General features: G+C 47.5%; 11 protein-coding genes and 1 tRNA gene. 5 read left to right on the top strand and 7 right to left on the bottom strand.

The genetic code is table 11. The features are described 5' to 3' along the window. Positions 1 to 178: 178 nt before the first annotated feature. Positions 179 to 1,888 (bottom strand): ATP-dependent protease LonB, encoded by a 1,710-nt coding sequence (gene lonB / locus GJB61_RS24705; RefSeq protein ID WP_154121683.1) that lies wholly within the window; start codon positions 1,886 to 1,888, stop codon positions 179 to 181. Positions 1,889 to 2,101: 213 nt separating this feature from the next. On the opposite strand from lonB, the gene GJB61_RS24700 reads away from it, so the two are divergent. From GJB61_RS24700 to GJB61_RS24685, 4 genes are all read left to right on the top strand, one after another. Next, positions 2,102 to 3,493, top strand: coding sequence for a spore germination protein (locus GJB61_RS24700; protein WP_476703956.1), 1,392 nt, complete (start codon positions 2,102 to 2,104; stop codon positions 3,491 to 3,493). Between the two features lie 68 nt (positions 3,494 to 3,561). Then, positions 3,562 to 4,767: a Ger(x)C family spore germination protein gene (locus tag GJB61_RS24695; RefSeq protein ID WP_154121681.1), complete on the top strand. Its 1,206-nt coding sequence runs from the start codon at positions 3,562 to 3,564 to the stop codon at positions 4,765 to 4,767. Beyond that, positions 4,764 to 4,988, top strand: coding sequence for a hypothetical protein (locus tag GJB61_RS24690; RefSeq protein WP_154121680.1), 225 nt, complete (start codon positions 4,764 to 4,766; stop codon positions 4,986 to 4,988). Before GJB61_RS24695 ends, GJB61_RS24690 begins: the two co-directional genes overlap by 4 nt. A gap of 18 nt (positions 4,989 to 5,006) precedes the next feature. Further along, positions 5,007 to 6,128, top strand: coding sequence for a GerAB/ArcD/ProY family transporter (locus GJB61_RS24685; protein WP_154121679.1), 1,122 nt, complete (start codon positions 5,007 to 5,009; stop codon positions 6,126 to 6,128). 143 nt (positions 6,129 to 6,271) lie between these two features. On the opposite strand, the gene ispG is transcribed toward GJB61_RS24685, so the two are convergent. The 5 genes from ispG to GJB61_RS24660 form a co-directional block, all read right to left on the bottom strand. Continuing rightward, positions 6,272 to 7,411 carry a flavodoxin-dependent (E)-4-hydroxy-3-methylbut-2-enyl-diphosphate synthase gene (ispG, locus tag GJB61_RS24680; protein ID WP_154121678.1) on the bottom strand — a complete coding sequence of 380 codons (1,140 nt, stop codon included), beginning with the start codon at positions 7,409 to 7,411 and terminating at the stop codon, positions 6,272 to 6,274. A gap of 111 nt (positions 7,412 to 7,522) precedes the next feature. Further along, positions 7,523 to 8,779: an ATP-dependent protease ATP-binding subunit ClpX gene (clpX, locus tag GJB61_RS24675; protein ID WP_154121677.1), complete on the bottom strand. Its 1,257-nt coding sequence runs from the start codon at positions 8,777 to 8,779 to the stop codon at positions 7,523 to 7,525. A 12-nt stretch (positions 8,780 to 8,791) separates the two neighbouring features. After that, the gene (clpP, locus tag GJB61_RS24670) at positions 8,792 to 9,382 is read right to left on the bottom strand and encodes an ATP-dependent Clp endopeptidase proteolytic subunit ClpP (protein ID WP_154121676.1); all 591 of its coding nucleotides are present in this window, start codon (positions 9,380 to 9,382) and stop codon (positions 8,792 to 8,794) included. A 320-nt stretch (positions 9,383 to 9,702) separates the two neighbouring features. Further along, positions 9,703 to 11,049 carry a trigger factor gene (gene tig / locus GJB61_RS24665; protein WP_154121675.1) on the bottom strand — a complete coding sequence of 449 codons (1,347 nt, stop codon included), beginning with the start codon at positions 11,047 to 11,049 and terminating at the stop codon, positions 9,703 to 9,705. A gap of 107 nt (positions 11,050 to 11,156) precedes the next feature. Then, complete coding sequence (locus tag GJB61_RS24660) at positions 11,157 to 12,104, bottom strand: hypothetical protein (protein ID WP_154121752.1); 948 nt, start codon at positions 12,102 to 12,104, stop codon at positions 11,157 to 11,159. Between the two features lie 144 nt (positions 12,105 to 12,248). Here GJB61_RS24660 and GJB61_RS24655 point away from each other — a divergent pair. Then, positions 12,249 to 12,322: transfer RNA gene (locus GJB61_RS24655), tRNA-Arg, on the top strand. Positions 12,323 to 12,710: 388 nt separating this feature from the next. Here the strand turns inward: GJB61_RS24655 and GJB61_RS24650 are convergent. Then, positions 12,711 to 14,558 (bottom strand): FapA family protein, encoded by a 1,848-nt coding sequence (locus GJB61_RS24650; protein WP_195724462.1) that lies wholly within the window; start codon positions 14,556 to 14,558, stop codon positions 12,711 to 12,713. Between the last annotated feature and the right edge of the window lie 44 nt (positions 14,559 to 14,602).

Here is a 14,602-nt window from a genome sequence, read left to right as displayed (position 1 = left end):
GCTTTAATAATCTCAAAGCCTCCACAGGGTCACCCCTTTAATCCAACTATGACCATTGGCTTATGAGGCAACGTCTTATCTTATCGTACTTCAGCAGGCTAATCTATATTAAAATGTACGATGCATCAAAAAAAGAAAGCGACAGATGACCTGCCGCTTCTCTTTATGAAATCGTCGCTCAACCCTTTGCAGTCTCGCCTGCAGCATCTGCCTTCAGAAGTGAGGGCGCCGTCGAGAACGTCTCTCCTGCCACCGCAGGCAGTCTCACATCGGCGGTGTGAGCACCAAACAGGTGGCGGAACACTTCCTCCACGGTCTCTACTGGAATGACCTGTAGCGGTGCGAGGTCAGCAAAGAGCGTCTGCCAATTTTCTTTTGGAATAAGCACTGTTGTGGCTCCCGCTTGAAAGGCTGCCTCCACCTTGGCAATAACACCTCCGACTGGTTTCACCCGACCATGGATGCCGATCTCCCCGGTGATCGCTACTGTATTATCTACCGGCAAGCCCCGGATTGCGGAAACGATGGCCACCGCCATAGCTACTCCTGCCGACGGCCCGTCAATCGGTGTCCCACCAGGAAAATTGACATGCAGATCATAACGGTCCGGCTCCAAATTCATTCTGCGAAGTACGGTCAGCACATTCTCCACAGAGCCTCTAGCCATACTCTTTCGCCGAATCGTGCGTGAGCCCCCGCCAATCTCTTCTTCATCGACTACACCGGTCACATTAAGCCTGCCCTGACCTTTAGCAGCCGGTGCGGCTGACACTTCAATTTCCAGCAGTGTTCCCATGCCGGGCCCGTATACTGCGAGGCCATTAACTAGCCCTATCTGCGGTGTAGTCGGAATCTTGCGCTCCGTACGCAGCTGCAGCTGGCTGCTGCCCGCTACCCACTCAACATCAGCAGTGTTAAGCGTGTCCCGCTGCTCTGTCAGCGCCAGGCCCGCAGCCAGCTGAATCATATTGACTGCCTCGCGGCCATTAGTGGCATATTGCTGAACTACCATAACAGCTTCCGGACTCGGTTTTAAGCCGATCTTTTGTATTGCATCTCGACCAATAACCGCAATCTCATCCGGCAGCAGCGGACGGAAATAGATCTCCATGCAGCGTGAACGTAGCGCAGGCGAAATCTCGTCCGGTGAGCGCGTAGTTGCCCCGACCAGCCGAAAATCCGCAGGCAGACCATTCTGAAAAATATCATGGATATAAGCAGGTGTATTACTATCCTCTGAGTTATAATAAGCACTCTCCAGCAGTACCTTCCGATCTTCCAGCACCTTAAGCAGCTTATTCATCTGAATCGGATGAAGCTCTCCAATCTCATCAAGGAACAATATTCCTCCATGTGCTTTGGTTACGGCGCCGGGTTTCGGCTGCGGCACCCCTGCCACTCCCATCGCCCCAGCTCCCTGATAGATTGGATCATGCACCGAACCGATTAGCGGATCGGCAATGCCGCGCTCATCGAAGCGGGCAGTGGTAGCATCAATCTCAGTGAACTTCGCATCGCTCTTGAAGGGAGACAATGTATTTTTCTTTGCTTCCTCCATAACCACACGTGCGGCAGCGGTTTTCCCTACCCCTGGAGGACCGTAGATAATCACATGCTGCGGATTGGCGCTGCATAGAGCTGCCTTTAAGGCTCGCAGGCCATCCTTCTGCCCAACGATATCTCCAATTGATGCTGGTCTAGTCTTCTCCGACAGTGGTTTGGTCAACGAGATCATCCGCATTTTCCGCAGCTTTTCGAGCTCCTTGCGCGACTCTCGGTCCACTGCCGTCTTATTGCTCTTTTGTCCTCGCAGCAGATTCCAAAAATAAACGCCGATAACCAGCGCGAAAAAGAGCTGCACGATCATCAGCAATATACTTAATTCCATAGGTCATCCTCCTGTTTCGTTTCGGTCTACCTTCTTACACCTTCGACTACTACTAGGTAGTATAGCCGTTTCGGTAATTAGTAAACGCCTGCATACAGAATTATACAAGCGGAGATACTTAGCGGACAGGAGGGGATGAAGTTGCCTGAGCCAAAACAAGCGGATAAGCCACTGAAGAAACTGCCCGACTCACTTGCTCTTTTTGTAGAGGACATGAAGATACGCTTTGGCGAGAGCACAGATATTATATACAGGCTTATCACACTCGGCCCCTTCACCGCCGCTATCATATTTATTGAAGGATTAGGAGATCCGCAGCTTGTGATTCAGGCCATTCACAGAGACTTGTTCTTATTTGAGCAACTAGACCCCCATCAGCCGGAAGAAAGCCTAAACATTCTGAAAGAACGGACCCTTACGAGCGGCAAAGTGGGGGAAGCACGGACCTATTCGGAGATTGAGGCCGAGATATTGTCCGGGAACACTATTATCTATATCGAAGGAGCAGCCATCACCCTCTCTGTCGGAACGGAGACACTGAAGCAAAGGGGCGTCGAGGAAGCCAGCTCACAGTCTGTGGTAAGAGGCCCCCGAGAAGGATTCACAGAATCTCTGCGGGAGAATACTGCTCTGGTCCGGCGGAGAATCCAAAACCCTAAGCTGCGTATCGAGCAAAGAAAGCTGGGAGAGCAGACGCAAACCGCTGTAGCGGTCATGTACATGGAGGGAATTGTCGATATGCAGGTGCTGGAGGAACTGCGGAGGAGGCTGGATGCAGCGAAGCTTGACAGTGTGCTGGAGAGCAACTATATCGAGGAGATGATCCAGGACAAGCGCTACAGCCCATTCCCTACAGTTTACAATACAGAACGGCCAGATGTGATCGCATCCGCACTGCTGGAAGGGCGGATTGCTATTTTTGTGGAAGGCACTCCGTTTGTGCTGGTTGTTCCCGCACTGCTTGTCCAGTTCTTTCAATCAAGCGAGGATTACTATCAGCGCAGTGATTTTGCGAGTTTGGTCCGTCTGCTGAGATACTTCTGTTTTGGGCTCGCCTTACTCACACCCTCTTTCTATATCGCCATCACCACCTTTCACCAGGAGATGATTCCCACTACCCTACTGATCAGTCTAATCGGCCAGCGCGAGGGAATTCCATTCCCGGCCTTCCTCGAAGCGTTCATTATGGAGATTACCTTCGAAATTCTGCGCGAAGCAGGGGTCAGACTGCCTAAGTCCATTGGACAATCCGTTTCTATTGTCGGCACGCTGGTCATTGGACAGGCTGCCGTTGATGCCGGACTGGTGTCTGCCGCCATGGTTATTGTCGTCTCCATTACAGCTATCGCCAATTTTTCGCTGCCCGCCTTTAATGTAGGAATCTCTGTCCGGATGCTGCGTTTTGTGCTGATGGCTATTGCCGCGTCCTTCGGTCTTTACGGGATAATGATCGCCATGATTATCCTGGCCCTGCACCTTTGCAGCCTTGAATCCATAGGCATTCCTTATATGACCTCCTTCGCCCCTTTACGGTGGCAAAGCCAGAAGGATACCTTCGTGAGGCTCTCGCGGCGAACTATGAAGAAATATTTTGGGAGAAACTGACCGCTCTCTTAACAAGAGTGCATTCATATTCCTGTAAACATCTCAAGACACGGGGAGGAGAGCTAGCTATGTGGGGAAAAAAAGTTGGAAGTATCCTTCTGCTTATAAGTCTGACGCTGCTGTCCGGGTGCTGGAGCCGAAAAGAACTGAACGAACTGGCTATCGTGATGGCGCTCGGAATTGATTCCGTCCCAGAGGGCTACGAGGTATCCGCGCAGGTCATGAATTCCAGTGAAGCCGGCGGACCGTCAGGAGGCTCCAGCGGAAGCTTGCCAGTCATCACTTACAAAGCGGTAGGCAAAACGCTTCCCGATGCACTTCAACGGATGCTCAGCACAACCCCGCGCATCCTGTATTTATCCCATATTCGGGTGCTTGTCTTCGGTGAAGAGGTGGCACGAGAGGGGGTCAGCGATGTGCTTGACTTCATTAACCGCAATCATCAGCTGCGCACCGATTTCTTTTTACTGGTAGCCAAGAACTCCAAAGCCTCGGAAATACTCGAGGTCATCACTCCATTTGAGCATATCCCCGCCAATTCCCTCTATTCCTCCATTCTCGTCGCGCATAAGAATTGGGCGGCTACCGGAAAAGTCACCCTGCAGCAGTTCATTATTGAGCTTGAACGCGGTGGCTCCAATCCAGTGATGTCGGGAGTGCAGCTGAAAGATGATGTGTCTGAGGGGGGATCCATCAAAAATTTGCAGACCATCACCCCAAAATCCTTGATTCAGCATGCGGGAATTGCCGTATTTCAAAAGGACCGCCTGGTCGGCTGGCTTGGAGAAGCTTCGAGCAAATCACTTAACTATGTATTAAATGAGGTTAATTCTACAACGGGTAACGTCACTTGTGAAGGCGGCACCGTCGCGTTCCTCATAACCAAGGCAGACAGTTCCATTGACATTAAGCTGAACCCCGAAAACGAGCCGGAATTTACTCTGAACCTGAAGACAGAAGCCAATCTGACAGCAATCCAAAGCACAATCGATCTCAGCAAAACTTCCAGCATCGAAAATATCAGGAGCAGGATAGAGAAAAAGTTCATTGTGAATATAAAAAGGGATATCAAGGAGGTTCAAGAGAAATATGGTTCTGACATTTTCGGTTTTGGTGAAGCACTGCACCGCCAATATCCCGATATTTGGAGAAGCTATCGCAAGCGTTGGGAGGACAGGTTCCGAACGGTCAAGATCAGTGTTCGCACCAGTGTGACCATCCGGCGAATTGGCTCTGTCATTCAGCCGCAGAAGAGGGAGTTGGAACTAAAATGAGCTGGAGTCTGCTTCTGCTGCTGTTTCTGCTAATCGTACTGTTGCTGGAAACGCCACAGCTCGTCAGACTCCATTCACTGCCGGATATGGCCGTCTTTTATGGCGTTTGGGCAATTGCCATAGCGGCAGTGCTTGCCAACATGACCGGCCTGACCCAGGCAAGGCCGCTGGATTGGATACGCAGCTTCATGCTGCTACTGCCCGGCGGATCTCCCAAATAGGAAGGGGTGAAGATTACCATGATGAAGCAGACGAAAATAAGTACATTGCAATTTACCATCCTGACTTTCGGTTTGACGGTCGGAACCTCCATTCTCGTTACACCGAGCGGGATGGCTCGTGTGGCGCGAGAAGATGCCTGGCTGGCTTCCTTATGCAGTCTGTTAATCAACATTGTAATGGTGCTGCTGTACATTGCCCTCTCAAGGTTGCATCCGGGCAAGTCGCTGTTTGGCATCATGGAAATGGTACTAGGCAAATGGCTAGGTAAAGCCCTTACCCTGATCTACCTTTTCTATTTTTTAATTCTCACTGGAACGCTGCTGGGAGACCTTGGTTTTTTTATAACCAGTGAATTCATGCCGGAGACGCCGATTGAAGCGATTCAGATTGTTTTTCTGATTGCTGCCATTGTGAGTGCCCGCATGGGGATTGTCGTACTGGCCAGATTCGGAGAGTTAATGTTTCCCTGGATCCTGCTTCTACTGCTGATTCTAGTCCTAACCTTAGTGCCGCAAATTCAATGGAATCATATTATGCCTATTTTGGAGGATGGCTGGCTTCCTGTTCTTACCGCGGGATTCCAGTCAGCCATGTTTCAGGAGATGATTGTACTAATGGTGTTCTTGCCACTGGTGACGCAGAAACATAGGGGTGAACGGGCATTTCTCTGGGGAACCTCTATGGGGGGGCTGCTGCTTAGTGTTATCGTACTGTTAAGCGTGCTGGTGCTTGGTATTGAACAGACAGAGAACAGCACCTTCCCGGCATTCGCTCTGGCCAAAACCATTAACATCGGCAATTTTCTGCAGCGGGTGGAAGGCATACTAGTTACCATTTGGATCCTGACCTTCTTCATTAAAATCTCACTGCTCTTTCTGTCCTTGCTTCAAGGACTGCGCAACGTTTTTGGGCTCCAAAGACAAAATCATCTGATTTATCCCCTGGCTGTATTGTTCATCATTATTGCCTGGAATACATATATCAACACTGTATATATCAACAACATTATCCAGCAGGTATGGTGGAAATTCTCATTCCTTCATCTGCTGTTATTCCCCCTTCTTGTATATTTGACGGCTGTAATCAGAAAGAAGCTGGTCCCATCCACAACTAGCAAGTCCAGGAGCCCAACAAAATAATCTCATTCAGTGAATTTCATATTCCTTCTCAACTTGTAAAAAAAACGTCCCGCTCCGCTACCGATTGATACGGTGCGAGACGGGACGTTTCACTTTCCAATAATGTGTATCAGGATGAGTTCAATCTGCTTCATTCTCCGGGACTATTTCTCTGAGTTGCCTACTTGAACAGCTGGAGCCAGTCCAGCATGCTTACGGCCAGGGATCTCACCCGTCGCCTCGAATGCGACAACGATAGCATCAATCTCTTTCTTCAGCTCAGAAACGAGATCGGCTTCCGGTACTTTTCGGATCATTTGTCCATAGCGGAACAGTAGTCCTTCGCCACGGGCACCAGCGATACCAATATCTGCTTCACGAGCTTCGCCGGGACCGTTGACGGCGCAACCCAGGACGGATACCTTAATCGGCACCTTGAGCTTGGAAATGTATTCTTCCACTTCGTTAGCGATAGAGAATAGATCGATATCCAACCGCCCACAGGTCGGGCAAGAGATCAGTGTTGCCGCGTTAGAGATCAGACCGAAGGTCTTGAGCAGCTCACGCGCTACCTTGACTTCTTCAACTGGATCAGCACTGAGCGAGATACGTACGGTGCTGCCAATGCCCATGGAGAGCAAGGCGCCGATACCTGCCGAGCTCTTGACTGTACCGGCAAACAACGTGCCGGATTCAGTAATGCCCAGATGCAGCGGATAAGGGATAACCAGCGCTGCTTGACGGTAGGCTTCGATGGCCATAGGTACATCGGATGCTTTTAAAGAAACGATAATGTCGTGAAAATCCAGTTCTTCCAGAATTCCAATATGAAATAGGGCGCTCTCGACCATAGCTTCCGGTGTGGGGTAACCGTATTTCTCCAGCAGATGACTCTCCAGCGAACCGGCATTCACGCCGATCCGGATGGGAATGCCCTTCTCCTTGCATGCTTTAACCACCGCCTCTACCTTATCACGACGGCCAATATTACCGGGATTAATACGTACCTTGTCGATACCGTTCTCAATAGCCATAAGCGCCAGCTTATAGTTAAAATGGATATCTGCTACTAGCGGGATATGAATCTGCTTCTTGATTTCCTTGATGGCTGCAGCGGCCTCTTCATTGTTGACCGTTACGCGTACCAATTGACAGCCGGCTTCCTCCAACCGCAATATTTCAGCTACAGTTGCTTCGACATCTGCAGTTTTGGTGGTACACATGCTTTGAATAGCAACCTCGTTGTTTCCCCCAATAATGAGCCCGCCAACGTTGACAGGACGTGTCTGATGTCTCAAGAACATGATTTTCTCCCCCATAACGCCAAAGCTCCACCCCTTCGCTCCCGCCTTTGAAGCGGGAAAGCGGAAGAAAGGTGGAGACTGTGGCATGTATTGTTAAAGTGAGCGGAAAGCTTATGCGCTTTCCTCTTGCTTCTTGTCTTTCTTGATCCCTAGCTCAGGCATTGACTTATCCTGAACAACCTTCTCTGTGATGACACAATCCTTGATATCATCGCGTGAAGGAACCTCATACATCACATCCAACATGATGCTTTCGATAATGGCGCGCAGTCCACGGGCTCCCGTATTGCGTTTGATCGCTTCCTTGGCAATAGCTTCCAAGGCCAGCGGTTCGAACTTCAGCGCAACGTTATCCATTTCCAGCAGCTTGATATACTGCTTCGTGAGTGCGTTCTTCGGCTCGGAAAGAATACGTACCAGTGTATTCTCGTCAAGCGGCTCCAAAGTGGAGATAATCGGTAAGCGACCTACAAACTCAGGAATAAGTCCGAATTTGAGCAGATCCTCCGGCAATACCATGGAAAGGTATTCGCCAGTTTTCAGATCTTTTTGTCCTTCAACAGCTGAATTAAAGCCAATGACTTTTTTGCCGATACGGCGTTTGATCATTTGCTCCAGACCATCAAAGGCTCCGCCAACGATGAACAGAATGTTCGTCGTATCGATCTGAATGAATTCCTGATGTGGATGCTTACGTCCACCTTGCGGAGGTACGGAAGCCACAGTTCCTTCGAGAATCTTCAAGAGCGCCTGTTGTACGCCTTCTCCGGATACGTCACGAGTAATAGACGGATTCTCCGATTTGCGTGCTACTTTGTCAATCTCGTCTATATAGATAATACCGCGTTCGGCTTTCTCTACATCATAATCAGCAGCCTGAATCAGCTTCAGCAGAATGTTCTCCACATCTTCGCCAACATAACCAGCTTCCGTTAAGGAAGTAGCGTCTGCTATAGCAAAAGGAACGTTGATGATCTTCGCCATCGTCTGCGCCAGCAATGTCTTACCTGAACCCGTCGGACCGAGCAATAGAATATTACTCTTCGTGAGTTCAACGTCTTCGATTTTACTCTGACTATTCACACGCTTGTAGTGATTATAGACTGCCACGGATAGTGATTTCTTCGCCTGCTCTTGGCCGATTACATATTGATCGAGAATATTGCGAATTTCCATTGGTTTCGGAATATCCTTAAGATCCAGTTCTTCCTCAGATCCAAGCTCTTCTTCCACAATTTCAGTACACAATTCGATACATTCGTCACATATATAAACGCCTGGTCCTGCTACAAGCTTACGAACCTGCTCTTGTGATTTGCCGCAGAAGGAACATTTCAGCTGACCTTTTTCATCATTAAATTTAAACATCTAACCACCCCTTTAAGATTTGATCGGTGAAGAAAGTACTTGATCAATAAGCCCGTATTCCTTGGCTTCTTCCGCGCTCATGAAGTTGTCACGGTCTGTATCCCGTTCGATTTTTTCAAGGGTCTGACCAGTGCGTTCTACATAAATCTGATTGAGCTTCTGTTTGGTCTTGATAATCCAGTCCGTATGAATCCGGATATCGGATGCTTGACCCTGAACCCCACCAAGCGGTTGATGAATCATCACTTCGGCGTTGGTCAGTGCATATCTTTTACCTGGTGCCCCTGCTGTCAACAGCAGTGATCCCATACTTGCTGCCATACCCACACAAATCGTTGAAACATCCGGTTTGATATATTGCATTGTATCATATATACCCATGCCGGCTGTTACAGAACCACCGGGCGAGTTGAGGTACAAGTGAATGTCCTTTTCAGGGTCATCTGCTGCAAGAAATAGCAATTGAGCTATAACCAGATTGGCGACATCATCGTCAATCGCACTACTCAGGAAAATGATGCGATCCTTCAGCAATCTGGAATAGATATCGTATGAGCGTTCTCCCCGACTTGTCGTTTCCACAACCATTGGTACCAGACTCATGCCACCAACCTCTTTTCTCTATATAAATTAGTCTTTCCGTTTCAAAAATATTTTAACACGTTCACAGCGCCATGTCATTTTTTCACTGCTGTAGATATTCAAATTGCTTATGTGGATGAGAGTATAACTCATTTCTCACTCAAATGCCAATGCTGCTACATAACTGCAGCTATGTACCACAATTCACACTCCAAGAGGATACTCAAGAAGACTACGGCTCCCAAAATTATATAGAGAAGGCACGTACTAAAAGATACGTGCCTTCTCTATTGTTTATGGAGGCCCTCTAACTTGGCCGTTCTAGGTAATACTGTCGCTAATTACTCAGCCTTTGCTTCTTCAGTTACAGCTTCTTCTACCGCTTCAACAGCCGGCGCTTCAACTTCTACACTATTGCTAACGAGGAATTCGATCGTTTTGCGTAACGAAATTTCATCATTCAGGCTGTTCAATGTACCGTTAGCTGCCAGAATGTTGCGGATTTCGTCAGGTGTACGTTTGAAGGATTCAGCCATATCAGCCAATTCCTGAGTTACTTCTTCTTCAGAAACTTCAATGTTCTCTTGTTTAGCGATAACTTCCAGTACCAAATTGTTGCGAACGCGTTTCTCAGCATCGCCCTTCATTTGGTTCTGCAAATCTTCACGGGTCTGACCCGAGAAGCTAAGGAACATATCCATGTTCATTCCTTGTTGACGAAGACGGTTGTCGAAATCGCGAACCATTGTTTCTACTTCACTGGCAATCATCGATTCTGGAATTTCAACTTCAGCGTTAGCTGCAGCCAAATCTACAACAGCATTTTCACGAACGCCCTTCAGCTCATCCTGTTTACGGGATTCCAACTGTGCTTTGAGGTCTGCTGAATACTCTTCCAGCGTTTCGAATTCACTTACATCTTTAGCGAATTCATCGTCCAGCTCAGGAAGCTGTTTGCGTTTGATTTCATGCAACTTCACTTTGAATACTGCTACTTTGCCTTGAAGGTTCTCAGCATGGTAAGTATCAGGGAAGGTAACTTCAACATCCTTAAGATCTCCAGTGCCCATGCCTACAACTTGTTCTTCAAAACCAGGAATGAAAGAATTGCTGCCTAGTTCAAGAGAGTGACGTTCTGCTTGTCCGCCTTCGAACTGCACGCCGTCTACAGAACCGTCAAAATCGATTACTGCGATGTCGCCGTTGATTGCAGTTCCTTCTTCAATAACAACGAGTTCAGCATGACGTTCTTGCAGACGTGCCAACTCAGCAGCCATTTCTTCTTCTGTAACTTCTGCTTTCTGAACCGGAACTTCCAAGCCTTTGTATTCGCCAAGTTTCACTTCTGGTTTAACCGTAACCTTCGCTTTGAAGATAAAGGGTTGACCTTTAGCAAATTGCTCGATATCTACTTCAGGACGGTCTACAGGGAAGATGTCGGTTTGTTCAACCGCTTCGCCGTAAGCTTCAGGAAGGAGAATGTCGATAGCATCTTGGTACAAGCTTTCTACACCGAAACGGGATTCAAAAATCGGACGCGGCACTTTACCTTTACGGAATCCAGGTACATTGGCCTTCTTAACCACTTTATTAAAAGCTTTGTCTAGTGCAGCAGTTACACGCTCTGCTTCTACTTCGACTTCAAGAACTCCAAGGTTCTTCTCTATTTTTTCCCAGGTTGCTTTCATAATATACTTTTCCCTCCAAAATAGGTTACATGTTTACTACAAATTCACTACAAAATAATCACGCAAATTACGCACAGAATAACCATTATATTATATACAACATTACATTATTTATCAAGTAGAGAAGTCTTTACGAATCCCTTGAGAGAGCGATATGCCCCTTCAAATTGAAAGCGCATGCCATCCGTAATCCCGTACATACCACGGGTCTCTTCCTCGAGACGACTGCCGTTTAGGCTCTCGGAAACCATTTGGTGCAGTGCCCCTGCCCAGATGTCCAACAATGCATCTTCTCCGCCTAGCAGCGTCCGGTACTCCATCGACCCGTAGATCGACATGACAAACTGTCCCCAGAGCTCTTGGGCAAAATAATACAGTGTAGGCTCATGTACCTCAGCCTGCACAGCCACCCGCTCCAGCACCTGACTAACCTGTGGTGGAAACTCTTCGTTCTGCAACGGTACGCTCTCAATCTCCACCTGAGCAGTTTCAGGTCCGCGAATCAACTGAATGGTTCCCTGTACTCCGCGTCGGCGGAGGGTCTGCAGCGTACGGAATTGCAACAGAGGATGGATATTCTTCCCCTGCAGCCAGAGAGTCAGTGCGTCGTCAACATCGCCACCCTCCAGGTAGGATAGCTGCTCCAGTGCCAGAATCGTAGCCTCGGAGAGAGGATCGTTCATTACTCGAAGCAACAGTTTATTGGGATAATCCGCGTCTTCGTCATGCTTCGCCTTGGCAAGAATTCGGGCCATGTCCTCTTCCCTGAGGTCTTCTTCCTCGCGGTGAAATTCTCCTTCAACTTCCCCATTCCGGGCTGCTGTCGGAAATGCGGTTACCAGCCATTCCAGCAAAGATTGCCATTCCTCATAATGCCGTTCTTCCTGTCCCTGACACAACAGCAAAAAACGAAGCAGTTCTATCGCTTCCCCGTAGCGTTCACTTTCCAGCATTACCGTAAGCTGAATTTGATAATAATCCAGCGTTTTCGGAAACAGCACGATATTCTCTTTGGCGGGGGAATTCGAATTCTTAATAAGGACACCTCCTTGCATCAATATATTTATTTGTAGACTTCTCCGAAACTTTTATCAATTGTAGATTATAGCATATCCACGACAAGCTTCAAAAAAACAAGTTGATATTGATCTCTATGTATGATAACATAAATTTTGCTTGCTTTTCAGTCTTTCTGTCATGTCCCGGTAGCTCAGCCGGATAGAGCATGCGCCTTCTAAGCGCACGGTCGGGGGTTCGAATCCCTCCCGGGACATCATTGAGATAGCCTTTCTTCGGAAAGGCTATTTCTGCGTTCTGGGTGTCTACTTGATTTAATTAACGTGAATTTTTGCTGCTAAAGTTACTCTTACAGCACTTGTAGACAAATTAACGTAGATTTATGCCTCTAATTCGGCTCTTGGAAGCAAATTCCCTAGATTCAGAGGTGAATAACGGCATAAAATGCTCCTATTTACCGAATTTAGCCTAAATCCATCGATTTATCGGCATAATATGCTGTTAAAATAAAATATCCAGCTGATGAGGGCTTAATAGCTAGAGTTCTCCGCAGGCTGGATCATCGATCGCTCGAGTCTTAGGAAAAGTGAAGATGCTCAAGCAATCGTTATATTGTCTGGTTCGAAATTAAAGGGTATAGCAACTCAGCGAATCATTCTCACGGTTTCAATGTCGAAGACCTTATTCTCTACTGGCTCTGTTATGTCTGCTGAATAACGGTCAATAGTGATTCTGCCTAGATACATTTTGCGGACACTGATGCTTCGTTTAGCCTTGAGGTAAGATTGCGCTCCACTTTCCCCACCAACAAGATAAGCTGTAATGGTCCCTCCCGCCTCCAGCTTGGAGCCCCGGCATACGGAATAGGTCTTAAGAAATGATATATTCCCGGAGGAGAACAAGTCGCTCTGAACAATTCCGTCTCTATGAATCAAAATATCACCGTTTGATTTGAGTGTGCTATTCTGACATTTGCCGATATTAACCTCAACTTTATTCTCCTGCATCCGAGCCACACCACCATGCAGTTCCTCCAGCATATTAATAAACCCGCTGAGCGATGCATCATTCAGAAAATCTACCAGTTGTGTCGGCTTCAGAAAGATGTTTAAAAAGTGCAGAGTTTGATGCAGATCTTGATGGTACATAGCCTGTATATTGGTAAGAACCGTGAGCAAGTCTTTAATGATCTGCGGGATCTTCTGGAACTTGCTCTCCAGCAAGAGAAGGACAGCTTGTCCATAATTCACACTCTGTTTACGGCTCTCGACAGCCTTAGTCAGCATCCGTACAGCTTTTTGCAGTTGCGTCACTTCCTCTATCAACAACTGGGAACTATTATAGATCCGGTTGTACATTACACCGAAGTAGCCAGAATACAGCTTACTGTTGGCAACATTCCCCTTGACCAGAATGCTCCCAGTTGCAGTTATAGTTGAAGTGTAAACGCTGCCTGCAACATACACATTCCCGAGCGATTCAATAATCATGTTGTCCTCTACGTCGCCATGGATAATAACGTCGCCTGAGAATAATATATTTCCGGATTTAATATTAACATTGCCGGGTACGATGTATGAGGTACAGATGTCAAAGCTCTTAATCTTGTCCCCCGTAACTCGAGGTCTGCCTTCACGCAGCGCACGAATTTCATTGTTCACTAGCAGTACGGTATTATTGCTGGCGATCATGATAACATCCGTTGGCAGTGGCGGGTACAATATGCCTCCGTAAACATCATATCCTGGAATCCCTTCAACAACAGGGATTCTGCGAGCAATCACCTCACCTCTAACGGTCGAAGGGATGCGGAGATGACTACGGTAATCGACCTGCCCTTCGACTTCACTGAACTCATTCTCAATAATCTCCGAGAAAAATAGTTCAACATGTGCGCTATCCCCAGGCACAGCCGCTCTCCCCTTAGCCACACCAATCGGCTGATAGGTTGGGTTCTGCAGCTCGGCATGAATACCGGAAATGTTCAGATTCTGAATAATCTTTCTTTTCTCAAAATCAGAAATAATCTGATTCAGATTAAGACTCCCGATCACTACTTCTGCGTTCATTCCTGCATCTACTTCGAGCCAGCTTACAGGGGAATGATCATTCAGTTTCCATGAATAACGCTTCGTTGAATACAGTGTAAAAAAAGCTTGCAGCTTATCTTCAGAAACGGTAATCGCATACAACGGGGGTTCGAGAATTTCCCATTCAATTGTATCCTGTGAAGTAACCTCGGTTGGTATCGAAATGATAAGCCCATTCACATGGATATGAACAGGAAGTACAGCTGATATAACTGCAGGTGTTCCGCCGGGAAGAGGATCCTGAATAAATATTTTATCAGCCCGAACTAGCAATCGTCCGTTACATTCATCTTTCGAATTATCGATCGGCATAAATGCAGCTATATGAGTATCCGACTCAGGTTCCAGTTCTAACATATTAATTAACTTATTTAACTCTTGCTCAGACATACGATTAGGCATCTTTATTGCACCTCCCGGGTCGCGCATGGGTCAGTCAATTTCCA

Origin of the sequence: Paenibacillus monticola (assembly GCF_009664975.1) — a bacterium.
GTDB classification, from domain to species: Bacteria; Bacillota; Bacilli; order Paenibacillales; family Paenibacillaceae; genus Paenibacillus_AQ; species Paenibacillus_AQ monticola.
Note: the sequence above shows the minus strand (reverse complement) of the source record. Positions and strands in the feature narration are given on the sequence as shown.